Raw genomic sequence first — 18,368 nt, forward strand, 5'->3', positions numbered from 1 at the left:
TTCTACAGCGTTTTATGGCCGATCAGATCAGCGGGTTCGGGTCGGTCTTCTCAAGCTCGAGCGATGCAGCCAGCAGTGCCAAGCGCGCCACGACGCCGTACATGTAGAAGCGGTTCGGCTCGCCGGCGCCCGGCTTGGCATGGCTGTCCGGCAACGAATTCGAGGCAAACGGCAGCGGCACGAAATGCATGCCCGGCGCATTCAGATTTTCGTCCACGCCGCGGCCGGTGTGAACCCGGTAGAAACCGCCCACCACATAGCGGTCGATCATATAGACGACCGGCTCGGCCACCGCCTCGTTGATCTTCTCGAAGGTGTGCACGCCTTCCTGCACGATCACTTCGGAGACCTCCAGGCCCTCCTTGACCACGCTCATCTTGTTGCGCTCCTTCCGGTTGAGGCCCTTGACCTCGGAAGGATCGCGCACCGTCATCACGCCCATGCCATAGGTGCCGGCGTCGGCCTTGACCACCACGTACGGGGTCTCGTTCACGCCGTATTCCTTGTATTTCTTGGCGGTCTTCTTGAGCACCGTCTCCACCGCGTGCGCGAGTTCTTCCTCGCCGGCGCGCTCATGGAAGTCCAGCCCGCTGCACTTGGTGAAGTACGGGTTGACCATCCACGGGTCGATGTCGATCAGCTTGGCAAACTTCTTGGCCACTTCGTCGTAGGCGGCAAAGTGGTGGGTCTTGCGACGCTGTGACCAGCCGGCATGGAGCGGCGGCAGCAGATATTGTTCGTTGATGTTCTCGAGGATGGGCGGCACGCCGGCTGACAGATCGTTGTTCAGCAGGATCGAGCACGGATCGAAGTCTTCCATGCCCAGGCGACGGCCCTTGGTGCCGATGCGCTTGATCGGCTCGACGACGAGGCGCTGCCCATCCGGCAAATCGATCGGCGTCGGCTCGGTGATGTCCTCGGAGAGCGATCCCAGGCGCACATTCAAGCCGGCTTGACGCATGATCTGCGACAGGCGCGCGACGTTCTGCAGATAGAACATGTTGCGCGTGTGGCGCTCCGGGATCAGCAGGAGGTTCTTGGCGTCCGGACAGATCTTCTCGATGGCGGCCATGGCGGCCTGCACAGCCAGGGGCAGCATCTCGGGCGCCAGGTTGTTGAAGCCGCCGGGGAACAGGTTCGTGTCGACGGGAGCCAGCTTGAAGCCGGCGTTGCGCAAATCGACGGAACAGTAGAACGGCGGCGTGTGTTCCTGCCACTCCAGGCGGAACCAGCGTTCGATGGCGGGCGTGGCGTCAAGAATCTTCTGCTCGAGCTCCAGCAGCGGCCCGTTCAGCGCGGTGATCAAGTGCGGAACCATACCCTTCCTATTGATGTTATTTATCGCCGACTCCGATTGTAGAGGAACAGGCAATAGCTTGCAGACGATAGCGGACTATCGATATGCGGTTAGGAAAGAGGATTCGCAAGAGGCAAAGTGCGGCAGTGCAGCAGGCCACACAAACTGACGGACAAAAAAAAAGCGCGGGGCTGCCGCGCTTGGGGAATAGCCTGACAGATACGGGGAGCGTTCTGCAGGTGGAGGAAACCACGTCTGCAATGTAAGCGTCCGCATAACGAGAGGCAATTGAACGTTTTTAACATCGGACTTAAGGACGCCCGGCTCAGAAGCGGCGTAACAAAAAACCCGGCGCTGAGCCGGGTCTTTTGCAGGACGAGGCAGACGATCAGTCTTCGTAGGCGGTTTCGCCGTGGGACGTGATGTCCAGACCCTCGCGCTCCTCTTCTTCCGGCACGCGCAGGCCGACGATCGCGTCGACGATCTTGTACGAGATGAACGCCACCACTCCGGACCAGATGACCGTGGTCGCCACGCCCTGGAACTGGATCCACAGCTGGCCACCGATCGAGTAGTCATCGGCAACCTTGTTGGCGACATAGTCGTAGATACCGGTGCCGCCGAGGCTCGGCGACGCCAGCACGCCCGTCAGCAGCGCGCCGAGGATACCGCCCACGCCGTGCACGCCGAACACGTCCAGCGTGTCGTCCATGCCCAGCATGCGCTTGAGGCCGTTCACGCCCCACAGGCACAGCAGGCCGGCGAGGATACCGAGCACGATCGAGCCCATCGGGCCGACAAAGCCGGCAGCCGGGGTGATGGCAACCAGGCCAGCCACGGCGCCCGACGCAGCACCCAGCATCGACGGCTTGCTCTTGCCGATCCACTCACCGAAGCTCCACGACAGCACGGCAGCGGCGGTCGCCAGCAGCGTGTTGACGAAGGCCAGCGCGGCGCTGCCGTTGGCTTCCAGGGCCGAACCGGCGTTGAAGCCGAACCAGCCGAACCACAGCAGCGAGGCACCGACCATCGTCAGCGTCAGGCTGTGCGGCTTGAGCGCCTCGCGGCCAAAGCCGATGCGTTTGCCGAACAGGAATGCGCCCACCAGACCGGCCACAGCGGCGTTGATGTGCACGACGGTGCCGCCGGCAAAGTCCAGCGCGCCCTTCTGGAACAGCCAGCCAGACTTGGCCGTCATCGCTTCAGCAGCCTTGGCATCCGTGAAGCCATCCGGACCCGGCCAGAACCAGACCATGTGCGCGATCGGCAGGTAGCTGAAGGTGAACCACAGCACCACGAACAGCAGCACGGCCGAGAACTTCGCACGCTCGGCGAAAGCGCCGATGATCAGCGCGCAGGTAATCGCCGCAAATGCACCCTGGAAAGCGAAGTACGCATATTCCGGCACCACCACGCCCTTGCTGAAGGTGACCGCCACCGAATCCGGCGTCAGGCCCTTCAGGAACAGGCGATCCAGGCCGCCGAAGAAGGCGTTGCCCTCGGTGAACGCGAAGCTGTAGCCGTAGATGGCCCACAGGATGATGATGAGCGAGAAGATGCCGGTACATTGCATCAGCACCGACAGCATGTTCTTCTTGCGCACCAGGCCGCCGTAGAACAGCGCCAGGCCCGGCAGCGTCATCAGGATGACGAAGGCGGTGGAGACCAGCAGCCACGCCGTATCGCCCTTGTTGGGGACGGGCGTAGCGGCGGCGGCGGGCGCAGCGGCAGCCGGAGCAGCTGCGGCGGCAGGCGCTGCAGCCGGGGCCGCGGCAGCCGGTGCGGCAGCGGCCGGCTCGGAAGCGGCAGTCGCGGCAACCGGCGCCGAAGCTTCAGCCGCCGGCTTGTCCTGTGCAACGGCCGGCGCCGACATCACGGCGCCTGCGAGCACGGCAGCGACGGCCCCAGCCGTCAGGAATCGTGTGAACCAGGTTTTCATGTTTTGACCTCTTCCTTGGCGGATTGGGGCTTATAGGGCGTCGCCGCCGGTCTCACCGGTGCGGATGCGGATGACTTGTTCGACCTCGGCCACGAAAATCTTGCCGTCGCCAATCTTGCCGGTGCGGGCGGATTTTTCGATGGCCTCGACAGCGCGCTCGACCACATCGTCGGGCACGGCCACTTCGATCTTTACTTTAGGCAGGAAGTCGACGATGTACTCCGCGCCGCGGTAAAGCTCGGTATGACCTTTCTGGCGTCCGAAGCCTTTGACTTCCGTGACCGTAATGCCCGACACACCCACTTCGGACAGCGCCTCGCGGACCTCGTCGAGCTTGAACGGCTTGATGATGGCCATGATGAGTTTCATGCTGGTTGCTCCTCGGTCGGCGGCGCCGAAGCACCGCCGCGCATCGTTATTGGAAAGTCTTGGTGATCGACAGCAGGGCCGTTGCCTTGCCCATGTAGTTGCCGCGCGTGTTCGTGTAGAACGCGCGCGCAGCATTCGTATCGATGTAGGCCAGCGATGCCGCCCAGCCGTTGCCGAAGTCTTTCGTCACGCCAACCTTCCAGTCGGCATACGAGGCGCGCACGGCCTGGTGCGGCACTTGCTGATAGCCGGCATGCAGGTTCAGCGTCAGGCCCCAGAAGCCGGTGTCGAAGTTGCCCGACAGGTCGAAGTACTGGCTGTGATGCGAATCGGGCGTGCCGAACAGGTTCGAGAACGCGTGCGAATACTTGAACGTGACCGGGCCGTAGCCGATCTGCGCATAGCCTTCGGTGGTGTGCGGACGCGTGAAGCCGTCGGGGTAGCTGCCCGGGTAGTAGTACTGGAGCACGCCCACGTCGATCGGCACGTCCTTGATGATCTCGGTCTTGTAGCCGGCGTAGAAGTCCATCTCGATCGGCGCGGAGACGTTCGAGTTGGAATCGCTCAGCCAGCTGATCGAGGAGTTCCAGTTACCGACGTAGAAGCCTTCAGGCAGCACACCGCCGGGAATGGCGTAGTCGAAACCGCCCTGGATGGCCGGCTTGTTGTTGGTCTGCATGATGCCGCGGTAGCGGTATTGGCTGGCCAGCGTGACGTTGGCCGTGAGTGCGGCCGGCGCGGGCGCCGGTGCGGCGGCGGGTGCATCAGCCGCGGGTGCGGACTGCGCGATGGCGGATTGGCTGACACCGGCAACGGCACCGGTCAGCAGTACCAGGCTGGCTGCGTACGCAAACTTCTTCATAACGGCTCTCCCCCTTTAGACAGTCGCAACGGAATGGAAAAAAAATCGCACCAGTTCTGCAACTGTCATGCCATGTCGTTGTCGCCGGACTGGAGGCCGTCTTCGGTTACGGCGCGGGCTGCGCCACACCGCAAAAGCAGAGGAAATTGGGGACGGGTCACGCGGGACATCGCCGGCAGCCCGCCAACGGTTGCCGCAAGCGGGTTCACCCTTGGCTGCCCACGCCGTCATGGCGCGATAAAAACCATGTGATAGAGTGATTTCAGCCCGATGCGATTGCGCGCGGGGCCCGGCGCGGAAGCTGCGGCGGCCCGTTCTGTCCCCGTTTGTATGGCGACGCCAATGCCGCATCGCAGCGAGATTTGACGGAAGGTGTGCCGTTCACGACGCTCAGCCGGTACCATCGCGGCCAGCAGCACCGAAACCACGCGCCTGAGGCAGGCGTTCGCACCACGACACAGCAATTCACGCGCACGGTTACGGTGCATGCACCGGCCTGGCGCAGACAGCACGACCCACGGAGCAAACAACATGAAACCGACCGACCTCTTTTCCGACTTCCAAAACCGCGTGAGCGAAGCGCTGCGCAACTCGCCGGCAGCCGATATCGAGAAGAACGTCCGCGCGATGATGACCCAGGGCTTCTCCAAGCTCGATCTGGTCACGCGCGAGGAATTCGACGTGCAATCGCAGGTCCTGGCGCGTACCCGTGCGCGTCTGGAAGAACTGGAAACCCGCGTTGCCGCCCTGGAAGCGCAGCTCAAGTCTGCCGCCCCCGCAGATCAGTAAACCGCCCGCCCGGTGTTGCGCCGGCAGCGCATCGGCCGGGCCGCTGTGCAGACCGCCGCACCCCTGCTGCGGCGCACAGCGAAAAGATCGATGTGCCGCCTTGTTGCGGCTGGCGAACTGATCTAGAACGTCCTTAAGACGCACGCGCAGCCGCGCTTGAGGAGAAGATCATGCAGCATCGCCTCTACTTCCTGATGCCGGACGTCGTCAGCGCCCGGCGCGTGATGAATGACCTCCTGCTGGCGCGCATCACCGAGCGCCACATCCACTTCGTCTCCAAGCCCGGCATCGATCTCACCGGCCTGCACGAAGCCAACATCCTCCAGACCTCCGACATCGTCCACGCCACGCAGAACGGCTTGGTGATCGGCGGCGGTGCGGGTGTGCTGGCCGGCATCGTGGCGGCCATCTTCCCCGTCATCGGCGAGGGGCCGCAGTGGGGGATGGTCGGCATTACCACCGTGGTGGGAGCGCTGTTTGGCGCGTGGGCTTCCAGCATGATTGGCAGTTCGGTGCCGAACAGCCGCCTGAAACCGTTCAAGCAGGCAGTGGAGGATGGGCAGATCCTGCTGATGGTCGATGTGCCGCGCTCGCGCGTAAGCGAGATTCGCGCGCTGCTGCAGAAGACGCATCCCGAAGGCCACTTCAGCGGCGAAGACACGGCCATGCCAGCCTTCCCCTGAACTGATCTGCCGACAACAAAGCCGGAGCCGAGTGCTCCGGTTTTTTTTTGTCCGTTTCTCATGCCGGCGCGATCGTCAAATTTGGATGCCGGTGGCCATGGCAGCGCAACGCGGCTGGCACAGTGGAGGGTTCCGCAACCGTCACGCTCTGTCGCCATGCACCGATGCCCCGCCCTCCGTCTTGCTCGTGAGTTTTCCCGGAGGGCAGCGCAATGAGCCTTGCCGTACTGCGTTCGCGCGCACTCTCGGGCATCGACGCGCCGGCCGTCTCGGTGGAAGTTCATCTGGCGAATGGCCTTCCCTCGTTCACCATCGTCGGCCTGCCCGATACCGAGGTGAAGGAGAGCAAGGATCGCGTGCGTGCAGCGATCCAGAACAGCCGCTTCGAGTTTCCGGCGCGGCGCATCACCGTCAACCTCGCTCCGGCCGATCTTCCGAAAGAATCCGGCCGGTTCGACCTCGCTATCGCGCTGGGCATCCTCGCTGCGAGCCGGCAGATTCCGCACACGCATCTTGATGCGCACGAGTTTGCGGGCGAGTTGTCGCTCTCCGGCGACCTGCGGCCGATTCGCGGTGCGCTGGCGATGGCGTATGCGCTGTCGCGCAACCCCGCTTCGGCCGATGGCGACGCACCGCTCGCGCGGGCTTTCGTGCTGCCCGCCGAGAACGCCGCTGAAGCTGCGCTCGTCAGCGGCACCAAAGTCCTGCCCGCGCGCACGCTCATCGAGGTGTGCGACCACCTGAGCGCGCCGGATCGCAAGCTCGCGCCGGCCCTGCCCGCGCCGGTCGACGTGGACATCCGCTATCCCGACCTGGCTGACGTGCGCGGCCAGCCGCAGGCGCGGCGGGCGCTGGAAGTTGCGGCCGCGGGTGGTCACTCCATGCTGATGATCGGGCCGCCCGGAACCGGCAAGTCGATGCTCGCCCAGCGGTTTCCGGGCTTGCTGCCGGACATGAGCGACGACGAAGCGCTCTCCGCCGCCGCCGTGATGAGCCTGACCACGCGGGGCTTCGATGCGCGACGCTGGAAGGTGCGCCCGTTCCGCTCGCCACACCACACGGCGTCGGCTGTGGCGATGGTGGGCGGGGGCAATACGCCAAGGCCGGGCGAAATCTCGCTGGCGCATCAGGGCGTGCTTTTCCTCGATGAACTTCCCGAGTTCGAACGCCGCGTGCTCGAAGTCCTGCGCGAGCCGCTGGAAACCGGCCACATCACCATCTCGCGTGCGGCGCATCAGACCGACTTTCCGGCCAGCTTCCAACTGATCGCGGCAATGAACCCGTGCCCGTGCGGCTATCGCGGCCATCCGCTGCGGGCGTGCCGCTGCACGCCGGATCAGGTGGAGCGTTACCAGGCGCGCATCTCCGGACCGCTACTTGATCGCATCGACGTGCAGATCGAGGTGCCGACGCCCTCGCAGGAAGAACTGCTCGACGGGCCGCCAGGTGAGCCGACGGTCAACGTGGCCCAGCGTGTCGCTGCCGCGCACGCGCGACAGCTCGCACGACAAGGCAAGCGCAACGCCTTGCTGGGCGGCCATGAAATCGATCTGCATTGCAGCCGCACCGATGCGGCCGATGGCTTGCTTCGCCACGCGATGACGCGCTTTTCGTGGTCGGCCCGCGCCTATGCGCGCGTGCTGAAACTTGCACGCACGATTGCCGACTTGGCGGGTGACGAGCAGATCGATGCCGCGCATGTGGGCGAGGCCATCCAGTATCGGCGCGGGGTGAAGGCGGATTAACGCAGCCGGACGGATCAGCCTCCGTCGACACGCTGCCCTTCGATCAGCTTCCCCAACAGCTTTGCCAGCTGCCGCTGCTCCGTCTCGGTCAGCACGGAAAGCACGGCGCGCTGGTTCGCCACATGCGCGCCAACAACCTCATCGATGAGCGCAAACCCCGCCTTGGTGAGCGCGACGAGCGTGCCGCGCCCGTCTTCGGGGTTCGGGCGACGCTCAACCCAGCCGGCCTGCTGCAGGCGATCAATGCGATTGGTCATGCCGCCCGAGGACATCATCGCCGCGTCGTACAGCGCGGTGGGCGTGAGCGCATACGGGGCGCCGCTGCGGCGCAGGGTGGCGAGCACGTCGAACTCGCCGGGCTGCAGCCCGTACTCCGCAAACAGCGGATTCAGCCGTTCACGCGCGATGACGAGCGCCGCTTCGCCCAGGCGCCCGAGCAGCAGCATCGAGCTGACGTCCAAATCCGGGCGCTCGCGATTCCATTGTTCGACGGCTTGGGCAGCGCGGTCCATTCTCCCTTCCTCCAGCGGTGGTTATCTTGACGTCGAGATAACTCGTTTTTATCTTGACGCCAAGATAGTGCGATACGGATTCGGCGGATGCAAGCGGGCTGTCACAACGTGGCACCACCGCGCGTCTTCGAGATGGCACTGAACCTCTTTGCTGGAGCGCAAGATGAGTCCAACCTCGATCAACGCAGACGAAGCCTCTTGGCTTGACCTGTTTCGCGGCGCCAACGCGCTGCGCGTGCTGGTGCTGGCTGCCGGCGTGGCGTTGCACGCCATCAATCTCTACCTGACCACGACCATCCTGCCGAGCGTGGTCGACGATATCGGCGGCGTGGCCTTCTATGCGTGGAACACGACGCTGTTCATCGTCGCGCCGATCACGGGGGCGGGGGTGGCTGCCCAGGTGATCCAGCATGCGGGGCCGCGCGGCGCCTACCTGCTGGGGGCGGCGGTGTTCGGCGGCGGCTCGGCGCTGTGCGCGCTGGCGCCCACCATGCCGGTGCTCCTGATTGGCCGCGTACTGCAGGGGCTCGGTGGTGGCGTGCTGCTGTCGGCGCCGTATGTGCTGATGCGCACCGTGCTGCCGGAGCCGCTGTGGCCGCGCGCGCTGGCGCTGCTGTCTGGCATGTGGGGCATTGCCACGCTGCTGGGGCCGGCCGTGGGCGGCGTGTTTGCGCAGTATGCAACGTGGCGGTTGGCGTTCTGGTCTCTGGTGGCGCTGATCGGCCTGGCGGCTGCGGCTGCCGTGGTGGTGCTCAAGCCAACGTCTGGGCACGCCGAGCAACCGACGCCCGTGCCGGGGCGCCAGCTCGTGCTGCTGGCGGTCGCCGTGGTCGCAGCATCGTGGAGCAGCGTCAGCGCTACGCCGTGGCTCGGCGCCCTCGGGATGATCGCCGCAGCGGCCACGATGCTGGCCATCCGCCACGTCGAGATGCGCTCATCGCGCCGCATCCTGCCGGCCGATGCGTACACGGGCCGCACCACGCTCGCGGCACTCTACGGCGTATCCGCCTTGCTGGCCGTGACGGTCACTTGCACGGAGATCTTCGTGCCGCTCTTCCTGCAGCGGCTGCATGGGCAAAGCCCATTGATTGCCGGCTACATCGCGGCGACGGCCTCGGCGGGCTGGACGCTCGGTGCCATCCTGAGCGCCACGCTGCGAGAATCGTCCGCCACGCGCGTGATCGGAGCGGCGCCGTGGGCGTGTGCACTGGGCCTGCTGGTGCTGGCGATGCTCGTGCCGACGGGCGCGGGCGATGCGTGGATGACCGGGCTCATCATCGTCGCGCTGACGCTGGTGGGGCTGGGCGTGGGCGTGGCGTGGCCGCACCTGGCCAATCGCATCATGACGGCGGTGCCGGCGGAAGACCACGATCGCGCGTCAGCATCGATCGTAACGGTGCAGTTGGTGGCGACCGCGTTGGGGGCAGCGCTGGGCGGCGTCGTGCTCAATACGCTGGGCACGGCCGGCCCGTCGCCCGATCTGGGGGTGGCGTCGCGCTGGCTGTTCCTCCTGTTTGCGGCGGCGCCGGTGGGGGCGCTGCTGATTGCGCGCGCGGGGCTCGGCACGCAGCCCGCCCCGCTGGCGCGATAAGGCTCAGTTGGTCTGCCGCTTCACGAAGAACAGCGCCGCACCAATGCTCATCAGCATGCCGCCGAAGAAACGGCTCTGCCAGCGCAGCGCGCGCGGGTTGCGGAACAGGCGCTGCGCCCGCGAGGCCAGCAGCGCATAACCGTGCATGACGATCAGGTCGACGAACACCATCGTCGCCGCCAGGATGCCGAGCTGCGAAAGCAGCGGCTTGGCCGGATCGATGAACTGCGGCAGCACGGCCACCATGAACAGGATGCCCTTCGGGTTCGTCAGGTTGGTCAGCAACCCGACCAGGAACCGGCGGCGCGCCCCGCTGCCCGAAACCTTCACGGGCTCGCCCTCAGCCGGCTTGTTGATCTGGATGGGCGTGCGCCATTGCACGATGCCCAGGTAGATGAGGTACATCGCGCCGATGATCTTGATGGCCATGAAGGCGTGCTCGGATGCAATCAACAGCGCGCCCAGCCCCGCGCCGGCAATGAACAGGATGACGACAATGCCCAGTTCCAGCCCGGCAATCGTGACCGACGTGCGGCGCACGCCGTGCGTCAGGCCGTGGCTCATGCAAAGAATGGCGCCGGACCCCGGCGAGATGGCGATCACCCAGGCGGCCAGAAAAAAGGCCAGCCAGACTTGCAACGTCATGATGGTTCCCCGTGATGTGGTGGACGTGTAGCGTGTAGCGTGTAGCGTGTTGCGATACAGCGGAAGACGCCGATTGTGCACCGGCTGCGGCCGATGTGCTTGTCCTGCTCAGGGCCTAATACGGGTGGAAGCTGGAGAGGAACTGGTCGACCTGTTCCTGCTGGCGCGCGTCGCGAGCGGCATCGCCCGATTCCAGCACGACGGCCTGGTAGGCGTGCTTGCCCGTGGCGACGACGCGGGCGGTCAGCCGGCGCGGCGCGGGATCGTCTCCGCCCGCACCCTGCGCAATCAACTCCACCGCCGGCAATGACAACGGCGGCTGCGCGGCGGTTTGCACGGCGATGTCGCGTGCGGTCACGGGGCCCTTCAGGTTGGCGGACAAGCCGGTGCGCAGCGCCTCCACCGCGCGCTGACGCCAGACCGGATCATCCGCCGGCAGTTCCACCACACCGACGGCGAAGAGCGTGCCGTCGACGCTGGCGGCCTGCATGGTCATCGGCATGCGCTGGCCGTTGATGACGATGGGGCGCGCTTCCGCGGTGGGCTTGGCGGGGTAATCCACGGCGTAGGCGCCTTCGTTGGAATGGACCGTGCGCCAGTCGTACTTGGGCGAACAGGCCATCAGCAGCGCGCACGCCAACGCGCCCAACCCCATCCGCCAGCCTGCCCTCGCTTTGACTGCCACGTCGCCTCCCGTCCGTTTTCGGTCCGATTCTGAGCCGCCTATTATCGAGCAGAGACGCCCGCCCTCGTCTTCCCCGTCAAGGACCGCGCCATGCCATCCTCGTCCGTCACGCTGCGTGCCCTGCGCGGCGACATCACCACGCTCGAGTGCGATGCCATCGTCAACGCTGCGAACAGCTCGCTGCTGGGCGGGGGCGGTGTCGATGGCGCGATCCACCGCGCGGCGGGGCCGGAATTGCTGGAGGCGTGCCGCGCACTCCATGGCTGCCGGACCGGTGAAGCCAAACTCACGCCGGGCTTCGCGCTGCCGGCGCGCTACGTCATCCACACGGTCGGGCCGATCTGGCGCGGCGGCCGGCAGGACGAGGCGGCGCTGCTGGCCGCGTGTTACCGCAACAGCCTGGAACTGGCGTGCAAATACGAGGTACGCAGCATCGCGTTTCCGTGCATCAGCACCGGCGTGTATGGCTTTCCGCCGCAATTGGCCGCGCCGATTGCAGTACGTGCCGCCCGCGAGCATGGCAGCCGTCTGGAGACGATCACCTTTTGCTGCTTCTCGGCTGCGGATTTGATCCTGTACGAAGCCGCCCTCGGCAACGGAAAGTGATTCCTGAATCGCACTGCGGACGGATTGACGCGACGCACATGCGGCGGGGGCACGGCGGGCCTACAATAGGCGTCTGATTTCTTTCCGGATCCCGTTGCCGACATGGCCTCGACCCTGACTTCCTCCGCAGCCCCGGCATCTGGCGCCACCTCAGGCGGGCGCCGCTGGCTGCTTCCCGTGATCGTGCTGGTGCTGGCCGTGGCCGGCTGGTTCGGCTGGCGTGCGTTTTCGCCGTCGCAGCAGGTCCCGGCGGCGACCTTCACGCTGCTGGATGGGCAAAAACTTTCGACGCAAGACCTGAAGGGCAAGGTCTATCTCGTCAATTTCTGGGCCACGAGTTGCGCGACCTGCGTCAAGGAAATGCCCAACATGGTCCAGACGTACAACAAGTACAAAGGCGAGGGGCTAGAGTACGTGGCTGTGGCGATGAGCTACGACGCGCCAATGTATGTGATGAACTTCAGCCAGACGCGCCAATTGCCCTTCAAGGTCGCGATGGATGCCGATGGCTCGGCCGCCAAGGCCTTCGGCGACGTGCAGCTCACGCCGACCACGTTCCTGGTCGACCGCGACGGCCACATCCTCAAGCGCTACGTGGGCGAACCGGAATGGTCATCGTTCGACGCGCTGCTCAAGCAGACGCTCGGCAAGCAGGCCTGAGCGTCCACGCCTCAATTCAAACGAAACGCCCGGTGAATGCCGGGCGTTTTTGTTTCCGGGCAACGCACGTTCCACACTAGGTTCACGCGGGCCTGCTGCAATGGCGGTCCGTCAATCCCGGGTTCGATGGAGCGCGCATGGTCAATCACTACTGCATGTTCAAGGGCAAGCTGAAATTCGGTGTGCCGTATCTGGAGGGCTACAACGGCAATCCGCATTACGCGATCGTGGTGGAAGCGCCGGACGGGTCGGAATTCGTGGTGCTGGCCAACGTGAAATCCGACTCGAGCATGCCGGGCGCCGGCGCCGCGGGTTATCACGTGCTGTATCAGTGGACGACGGATCTGCAGCTGCCGATCACCGCCGACCTCGCCGCGCTGGCCCCCGGCCTGCACGAGAGCGGCTTCCCGCGCCTGGATTACGTGCGCGACGCCGGGCTGGTCGACTTCCCCAACATGCGGCCGATCGCGCTGGATACCGCGACGGAGCACAACGACATCAACGCGCTCGTTGACGACATGCTCAACCTCGACCGAACCGCCGCGCCCATCGACTACGTCTATCACGGCAGTTCCGGCGACGACGACCGCAAAGGCTGGCCGCCACGCACCGACGTGACGGTCTACGGCTTCGGCTTCCTGTTCGAGCCGCAGCACAACGGGCTGCACGAAACGCACATGAACCAGGGCAATCCGGTGGTGCATACGCCAGGTGTGAAGGACCATTCTCGCGAAAACGGTATACGGCAGGACGGTGCTGTCATCGTGGAAATCGACGGCAAATTCCAGGCGCTTCTGATCGCGTTTCAGACGCAGCGGATTCCGACGGATAACCGCGGATATCCGGTGGCGAATGCGCATCCGATTCTGGGTTGAGCGCGAAAAGAAAAAGAAAACGCCCGGTCGATGCCGGGCGTGTTGCGTGCGAGCGTGCCGGGTCAAAGGCCGTATCGCTTGATCTTGTCATACAGCGTGGCGCGGCCGACCTGCAGAATGTCCGCCGCCTGATGCACCGAGCCGCCGGTGCGTGCCAGCGTTTCGGCAATCACCGTGCGCTCGTAACGCTCGACGCGTTCCTTGAGCGGCATGCCGTCTTCCGATGCATCCGACACGACCGGCGTGCGGCCCACGCCAAGCACCAGACGATCGGCCGCGTTGCGCAGTTCGCGCACATTGCCGGGCCAGTTCGACTGCATCAGCTCGTGGCGCTGACGCTCCGCGAGCATCGGCAGCGGCCGCTGATAGCGCACGGCGGCTTCGAGCAGGAAATGTTCGAACAGCGGGATGATGTCTTCGCGACGTTCACGCAGCGGCGGCAGATCGATGGCAACAACGTTCAGGCGGTAATACAGATCGCGCCGGAAACCGCCCGCCTCGATCAGCGCCTCCATATCGCCCTTGGCGGCCGCGACGATGCGCACGTCGATGCGCACCGAGGCATTCGAGCCGAGCCGCTCCAGCGCGCCCTCCTGCAGCACGCGCAGCAGCTTGACCTGCAGCGCGATCGGCATGCTCTCAATCTCGTCAAGGAACAGCGTGCCGCCCGAAGCGTGCTCGAGCTTGCCGATGCGGCGCTTGCCCGCGCCGGTGAATGCGCCGGCTTCGTGGCCGAACATCTCGCTCTCGAAAATCTGTTCGGGCACCGCGCCGCAGTTCAACGCAATGAATGGCTTGTCGTGACGCGGCGACAGCATGTGCAGACTGCGCGCCACCAGTTCCTTGCCCGTGCCGGTCTCGCCGTTGATGAGCACCGGCGCATCGGTGGTCGCAACGTTTTCGATCAGCGCGCGCACGGCGCCCATCGCAGGCGAGCGCCCGATGATGCGCGTGCCGGCCGCCGGGCCTGCCAGTTCACGGCGCAGTGCGCGGTTCTCCAGCTCCAGCGCGCGGCGTTCGACGGCGCGGCGCACGGTCTCGGTCAGGCGCTCGGCGGGAAACGGCTTCTCGATGAAGTCGAACGCGCCTTCGCGCATCGCCTGCACGGCCATCGTGATGTCGCCATGGCCGGTGACGAGCACCACGGGAATCCCCGTGCCAAACGACTGGCAGTGGGCGAGCACGTCCAGGCCGCTCGCGCCCGGCAGGCGCAGATCGCTCACCACGACGCCGGGGAAGTTCGCGTCGATCTTGCCGACGGCCTCTTCGGCGCTGCCGAACGCCTGCACGTTGAAGCCCGCCAGTTCCAGGCTCTGCGCGGTGGCCTGGCGCACAGGCGGGTCGTCTTCGATGAAAAGAACGGTCAAGCCTTCGGACATGGTTCGTGTCTGTGTGAAAAACGGATCAGAGGGAAGCCGCGGAGGTGACGTCGGCGCGTACCAGCGTCAGCGTAAATTGCGCGCCGCCGCCCGGCACGTTTGCAGCCGACAGCGAGCCGCCAAAGTCCCGCGCAATGCTGGTGGAAATCGCCAGCCCCAGGCCCAGTCCCTGGCCGATTTCCTTGGTGGTGAAGAACGGCTCGAACAGATGCGGCATGGCGTCGGGCGGAATGCCGGGGCCGTTGTCGCGCACGGCAATGGACAGCTGATTCGACGGCGCCTGCGCTCCTTCGATCGGGCCGATGATAATGTCGATGCGGCCGGCGCGTACCGGCTCATTGGCGTTGATGGCGTCGAGCGCATTGCCAACCAGATTGATCAGCACTTGCTCCAGCTTCAGTTCATCCGCGCGAACGACTGCCTCTGTCTCGGGGATGCGCCAGTGCAGTTCGACCAACACGTCCCCCAGGCGCGGGCGCAGCAGCGCGAGCGTGTGATCGAGCGCCACACGCACCTGCACATCGACCACCTTGCGCCGTGAGCGGCCCGCGAACAGCTTGAGCTGCGCGGTGATCTTGCCCATGCGTTCGGTGAGGTCGGCAATCGCCTGCAGGTTATCGGTGGCGGCGCCGTGCTGGCCGCGTTCGAGCAGGATGCGCGTGTTGTCGGAGAACGTGCGCAACGCGGCCAGCGGCTGGTTCAGTTCGTGCGTGATGCCGGCGGCCATCTGGCCCAGCGCGGCAAGCTTGCTGGCCTGCACGAGTTCGTCCTGCGTGGCGCGCAGTTCGGCCTCGGCACGCGTGCGGTCGACGATCTCGTGCTGCAGTTGTTCGTTGGTGGCCATCAGGTCGGCCGTGCGGTCTTCCACACGGCGTTCGAGCTGGTCGTATGCGGCTTCCAGCAGGCGGCGGCTACGCAGCATCTCCATCATGCGCAGGCGGCGCTGGCGCCAATAGAAGAGCAGCAGGCACGCAAACGCGAAGGCAAACGCCGCCGCCACGGTCGCGCTGCGCGCGGCGCCCATCACGGGCTCCACCGGCGTGAGATACATCAGCGTCCAGTCGGGCTCGACCAGGTCACGCGAAACCTGCAGATAGCGCGTGGCGTTCGTGCGCTCGCCCACGCGGATCAGCTCTGCGCCTTCCGGCAACCTTCCGGTCAATCGCAGGAAGGCCGGCGCCTCGGGCTGCAACGGCAGCGGCGTGATCTGCTTGCGGTAATACTGGCGCGTCGCCTCCAGCTGCGCCTGCAGTTTCGACGTGAGAGGTTCCACCGTGCGGTACTGCCACGCGGGCACGGATGACAGGAAAATCACGCCGTTCTCGTCGGCCACCATCACCGGCTCCGACGCGTCGTGGCTGGCGCGGCCGAACCATTCGAGGTTGAGCTTGACGACCGTGACGCCGATCACGCGGCCGTCCTGCATGACGGGCTGCGAGATGTAATAGCCCGGCTCTTCACGCGTGATGCCAATGCCGTAAAAGCGCCCGACGTGGCCTTCTGCCGCCTGCTGGAAGTACGGCCGGAACAGATATTCGGCGCCGACGAAGCTGTCAGGCTGGTTGTAGTTCGATGCGGCCAGCGCCTTGCCGCTGGGGGCGATCACATAGGTGGCGGTCGCGTGCGCGCGATCGTTGACTTCCCGCAGATAGCGGTTCGCCCGGTCGACATTGGCAGGCGTCGGATTGGCAAGCAGATCGTGGATGAACGGATGCAGCGCCACCAGCGCCGGCAGGTATTCGTAGCGGTCGAGCGTGCTCTTGAGGTTGGCGGCATAGCGATCGACCCGACCGCCGGCGGCCTGCTGGGCCTGTGCGAGGCCCCGGTTCCACGCCACCACAAAGGTGGTCGCGCACACCACGGTCATTACCACCACGAGCCCGAGCGCCACCAGCCACCAGAAGCCGCGTCGCGGGCCGGAGGCGCTGGTCAGGGAGAAATCGGGATCGGACATCGGCTGGAGCTGGGCGGCGGAGGGTGATGCCGTGCCTTCCAACGCCGTGCCGGCAGTCGGCATGTCGCCGAGGTGCTTCACGGAGTGCATCCCAAAAAAGAAGCGGGGCCGTCTGGAAGGACAGGCCCCGCAATCATACGCTTTGCGCTTTCAGGCGCCGGCGCCCGCAGGCGCCAGCCAGAACCCACAGGTCAAGCTGCCGGGGTGGCCGGCACGCCCTCGTCGCTGCGGTCGCCCGACAGCACGCGCGCCAGCTTGGCGCGATCCAGTTCACGCTCCCAGGCCGAGATCACCACGCAGGCCACGCCGTTGCCGGTGATGTTGGTCAGGGCACGGCACTCGCTCATGAAACGGTCGATACCGAGAATCAGCACCATGCCCGCCACCGGAATATCCGGCACGACGGCCAGCGTTGCAGCCAGCGTGATGAAGCCCGCGCCGGTGATGCCCGATGCGCCCTTCGACGTCAGCATGGCAACGGCCAGGATGGTCAGTTGCTGCGTCCAGGTCAGCTCGATGTTCAGCGCCTGCGAAATGAAGATCACCGCCATCGTCATGTAGATGTTGGTGCCGTCCAGGTTGAACGAATAACCGGTCGGAACCACCAGGCCCACCACCGACTTCGAGCAGCCCAGCTTCTCCATCTTTTCCATCAGGTGCGGCAGCGCCGATTCCGACGAGCTGGTGCCGAGCACGATCAGCAGTTCTTCCTTGATGTACGCAACGAAGCGGAAGATGTTGAAACCCGTCAGACGCGCGATGATGCCCAGCACCACCACCACGAAGATGATGGCCGTCAGGTAGAACGTGCCGATCAGCTTGAGCAGCGGCACCAGCGACACCACGCCGTACTTGCCGATGGTGAAGGCCATTGCGCCGAAGGCACCGAGCGGGGCCACGCGCGTGATGACGTGCACGATGCGGAAGAACACATGCGCGATCTGGTCGATGAAATCCGTCACCATCTGTGCACGATCGCCCATTGCCGACAGCGCACCGCCGAACAGCAGCGCGATCAGCAGGATCTGCAGGATGTCGCCCTTGGCGAAGGCATCCACCACCGTGCTCGGGATGATGTTGAGCAGGAAGTCGACCGTGCTGGCCGACTGCGCCTTGGCGGCGTACTGGGCCACGGCCTTGGCGTCGATAGTGTTCACATCGACGTTGAAGCCCGAGCCCGGGTTGAAGATGTGGCCCGCGGCCAGACCGATCACCAGCGCGAAGGTCGAGACGATCTCAAAGTAGATCAGCGCCTTGCCGCCCACGCGGCCCACCTTCTTCATGTCGCGCATGCCGGCAATGCCGGAGACGACGGTACAGAAGATGATCGGCCCGATCACCATCTTGATCAGTTGGATGAAGCCATCGCCCAGCGGCTTCATCTTGACGGCGAGCGCGGGCGAGTAATGGCCAAGCAGAACGCCGATGACGATCGCCGCCAGCACCTGTACGTACAGGATTTTGTAGAACGGTTTTTTCATGTCTTCCTCGAGTGTCACAGACCGGCCGTGCGCTCAACTGCTCGCCCGGTCCGACCCGCCCTGGTGTGGTCTCTCTCCTGCCTCGATACGCTGATGTGTCCGGCGTTTCCCGCAGCAGGTCGGTCGTTATTGCAAGGGCTATGCCAACACGTATTTCCACTGCCTGCGGCCCGCCAGCCCTTGTACCAGCTTGGTGTGACTACGATGGCACCCGCCCCAGCCGTCGTCAATCCCGGAATCCGCGCAGAGGGGCGTCCAGACATCCGGAAAACGTGTTGCGACGCAGCATCGCGCGT

At 65.2% G+C, this 18,368-nt stretch carries 17 protein-coding genes; 7 read left to right on the top strand and 10 right to left on the bottom strand.

All coding sequences use genetic code 11. The annotated features are described in order from the left end of the window. Positions 1-22: 22 nt before the first annotated feature. From gshA to N511_RS0105440, 4 genes are all read right to left on the bottom strand, one after another. Entirely contained in the window at positions 23-1,318 is a 1,296-nt protein-coding gene (gene gshA / locus N511_RS0105425) for a glutamate--cysteine ligase (RefSeq protein WP_027678362.1), read from the bottom strand. A 367-nt stretch (positions 1,319-1,685) separates the two neighbouring features. Further along, positions 1,686-3,236: an ammonium transporter gene (locus N511_RS0105430; protein WP_027678363.1), complete on the bottom strand. Its 1,551-nt coding sequence runs from the start codon at positions 3,234-3,236 to the stop codon at positions 1,686-1,688. A 30-nt stretch (positions 3,237-3,266) separates the two neighbouring features. Next, a complete protein-coding gene (locus N511_RS0105435) occupies positions 3,267-3,605 on the bottom strand; it encodes a P-II family nitrogen regulator (RefSeq protein WP_027678364.1) in 339 nt (112 codons plus the stop codon). A gap of 46 nt (positions 3,606-3,651) precedes the next feature. Beyond that, positions 3,652-4,467 (bottom strand): TorF family putative porin, encoded by an 816-nt coding sequence (locus N511_RS0105440; RefSeq protein WP_027678365.1) that lies wholly within the window; start codon positions 4,465-4,467, stop codon positions 3,652-3,654. Between the two features lie 531 nt (positions 4,468-4,998). On the opposite strand from N511_RS0105440, the gene N511_RS0105445 reads away from it, so the two are divergent. From N511_RS0105445 to N511_RS0105460, 3 genes are all read left to right on the top strand, one after another. Next, complete coding sequence (locus N511_RS0105445; protein WP_004637064.1) at positions 4,999-5,256, top strand: accessory factor UbiK family protein; 258 nt, start codon at positions 4,999-5,001, stop codon at positions 5,254-5,256. Between the two features lie 170 nt (positions 5,257-5,426). Continuing rightward, positions 5,427-5,939 (top strand): hypothetical protein, encoded by a 513-nt coding sequence (locus N511_RS0105450; protein WP_027678366.1) that lies wholly within the window; start codon positions 5,427-5,429, stop codon positions 5,937-5,939. A 212-nt stretch (positions 5,940-6,151) separates the two neighbouring features. Further along, positions 6,152-7,684: a YifB family Mg chelatase-like AAA ATPase gene (locus N511_RS0105460; RefSeq protein WP_027678367.1), complete on the top strand. Its 1,533-nt coding sequence runs from the start codon at positions 6,152-6,154 to the stop codon at positions 7,682-7,684. Positions 7,685-7,698: 14 nt separating this feature from the next. On the opposite strand, the gene N511_RS0105465 is transcribed toward N511_RS0105460, so the two are convergent. Next, positions 7,699-8,196 carry a MarR family winged helix-turn-helix transcriptional regulator gene (locus tag N511_RS0105465; RefSeq protein ID WP_027678368.1) on the bottom strand — a complete coding sequence of 166 codons (498 nt, stop codon included), beginning with the start codon at positions 8,194-8,196 and terminating at the stop codon, positions 7,699-7,701. 163 nt (positions 8,197-8,359) lie between these two features. Here N511_RS0105465 and N511_RS0105470 point away from each other — a divergent pair, with 163 nt between their 5' ends. After that, entirely contained in the window at positions 8,360-9,787 is a 1,428-nt protein-coding gene (locus tag N511_RS0105470; RefSeq protein ID WP_027678369.1) for an MFS transporter, read from the top strand. 3 nt (positions 9,788-9,790) lie between these two features. On the opposite strand, the gene N511_RS0105475 is transcribed toward N511_RS0105470, so the two are convergent. Both N511_RS0105475 and N511_RS0105480 read right to left on the bottom strand, forming a co-directional pair. Next, on the bottom strand, positions 9,791-10,432 hold the full coding sequence (locus N511_RS0105475; RefSeq protein ID WP_027678370.1) for a LysE family transporter: 642 nt from the start codon (positions 10,430-10,432) through the stop codon (positions 9,791-9,793). A 115-nt stretch (positions 10,433-10,547) separates the two neighbouring features. Further along, positions 10,548-11,117 carry a hypothetical protein gene (locus N511_RS0105480; protein WP_027678371.1) on the bottom strand — a complete coding sequence of 190 codons (570 nt, stop codon included), beginning with the start codon at positions 11,115-11,117 and terminating at the stop codon, positions 10,548-10,550. 90 nt (positions 11,118-11,207) lie between these two features. Here N511_RS0105480 and N511_RS0105485 point away from each other — a divergent pair, with 90 nt between their 5' ends. From N511_RS0105485 to N511_RS0105495, 3 genes are all read left to right on the top strand, one after another. Continuing rightward, positions 11,208-11,723 (top strand): O-acetyl-ADP-ribose deacetylase, encoded by a 516-nt coding sequence (locus tag N511_RS0105485; protein ID WP_027678372.1) that lies wholly within the window; start codon positions 11,208-11,210, stop codon positions 11,721-11,723. A gap of 102 nt (positions 11,724-11,825) precedes the next feature. After that, a complete protein-coding gene (locus tag N511_RS0105490; protein ID WP_027678373.1) occupies positions 11,826-12,383 on the top strand; it encodes a TlpA disulfide reductase family protein in 558 nt (185 codons plus the stop codon). Between the two features lie 137 nt (positions 12,384-12,520). Then, complete coding sequence (locus tag N511_RS0105495; protein ID WP_027678374.1) at positions 12,521-13,258, top strand: DUF2278 family protein; 738 nt, start codon at positions 12,521-12,523, stop codon at positions 13,256-13,258. Between the two features lie 62 nt (positions 13,259-13,320). On the opposite strand, the gene N511_RS0105500 is transcribed toward N511_RS0105495, so the two are convergent. From N511_RS0105500 to N511_RS0105510, 3 genes are all read right to left on the bottom strand, one after another. Further along, a complete protein-coding gene (locus tag N511_RS0105500; RefSeq protein ID WP_027678375.1) occupies positions 13,321-14,637 on the bottom strand; it encodes a sigma-54-dependent transcriptional regulator in 1,317 nt (438 codons plus the stop codon). A 25-nt stretch (positions 14,638-14,662) separates the two neighbouring features. Beyond that, positions 14,663-16,681, bottom strand: a complete 2,019-nt coding sequence (locus tag N511_RS0105505) for a sensor histidine kinase (RefSeq protein WP_037026296.1) — start codon at positions 16,679-16,681, stop codon at positions 14,663-14,665. Between the two features lie 101 nt (positions 16,682-16,782). Continuing rightward, a complete protein-coding gene (locus N511_RS0105510) occupies positions 16,783-18,072 on the bottom strand; it encodes a dicarboxylate/amino acid:cation symporter (RefSeq protein ID WP_027678377.1) in 1,290 nt (429 codons plus the stop codon). Between the last annotated feature and the right edge of the window lie 296 nt (positions 18,073-18,368).

The organism is Ralstonia sp. UNC404CL21Col (assembly GCF_000620465.1).
GTDB classification, from domain to species: domain Bacteria; phylum Pseudomonadota; class Gammaproteobacteria; order Burkholderiales; family Burkholderiaceae; genus Ralstonia; species Ralstonia flatus.

Bases quoted from the DNA above. Each gene is read 5' to 3' on its own strand.
- gshA (WP_027678362.1), bottom strand. From the start codon at position 1,318: ATGGTTCCGCACTTGATCACCGCGCTGAACGGGCCGCTGCTGGAGCTC.
- N511_RS0105430 (WP_027678363.1), bottom strand. From the start codon at position 3,236: ATGAAAACCTGGTTCACACGATTCCTGACGGCTGGGGCCGTCGCTGCC.
- N511_RS0105435 (WP_027678364.1), bottom strand. From the start codon at position 3,605: ATGAAACTCATCATGGCCATCATCAAGCCGTTCAAGCTCGACGAGGTC.
- N511_RS0105440 (WP_027678365.1), bottom strand. From the start codon at position 4,467: ATGAAGAAGTTTGCGTACGCAGCCAGCCTGGTACTGCTGACCGGTGCC.
- N511_RS0105445 (WP_004637064.1), top strand. From the start codon at position 4,999: ATGAAACCGACCGACCTCTTTTCCGACTTCCAAAACCGCGTGAGCGAA.
- N511_RS0105450 (WP_027678366.1), top strand. From the start codon at position 5,427: ATGCAGCATCGCCTCTACTTCCTGATGCCGGACGTCGTCAGCGCCCGG.
- N511_RS0105460 (WP_027678367.1), top strand. From the start codon at position 6,152: ATGAGCCTTGCCGTACTGCGTTCGCGCGCACTCTCGGGCATCGACGCG.
- N511_RS0105465 (WP_027678368.1), bottom strand. From the start codon at position 8,196: ATGGACCGCGCTGCCCAAGCCGTCGAACAATGGAATCGCGAGCGCCCG.
- N511_RS0105470 (WP_027678369.1), top strand. From the start codon at position 8,360: ATGAGTCCAACCTCGATCAACGCAGACGAAGCCTCTTGGCTTGACCTG.
- N511_RS0105475 (WP_027678370.1), bottom strand. From the start codon at position 10,432: ATGACGTTGCAAGTCTGGCTGGCCTTTTTTCTGGCCGCCTGGGTGATC.
- N511_RS0105485 (WP_027678372.1), top strand. From the start codon at position 11,208: ATGCCATCCTCGTCCGTCACGCTGCGTGCCCTGCGCGGCGACATCACC.
- N511_RS0105490 (WP_027678373.1), top strand. From the start codon at position 11,826: ATGGCCTCGACCCTGACTTCCTCCGCAGCCCCGGCATCTGGCGCCACC.
- N511_RS0105495 (WP_027678374.1), top strand. From the start codon at position 12,521: ATGGTCAATCACTACTGCATGTTCAAGGGCAAGCTGAAATTCGGTGTG.
- N511_RS0105500 (WP_027678375.1), bottom strand. From the start codon at position 14,637: ATGTCCGAAGGCTTGACCGTTCTTTTCATCGAAGACGACCCGCCTGTG.
- N511_RS0105505 (WP_037026296.1), bottom strand. From the start codon at position 16,681: ATGCACTCCGTGAAGCACCTCGGCGACATGCCGACTGCCGGCACGGCG.
- N511_RS0105510 (WP_027678377.1), bottom strand. From the start codon at position 18,072: ATGAAAAAACCGTTCTACAAAATCCTGTACGTACAGGTGCTGGCGGCG.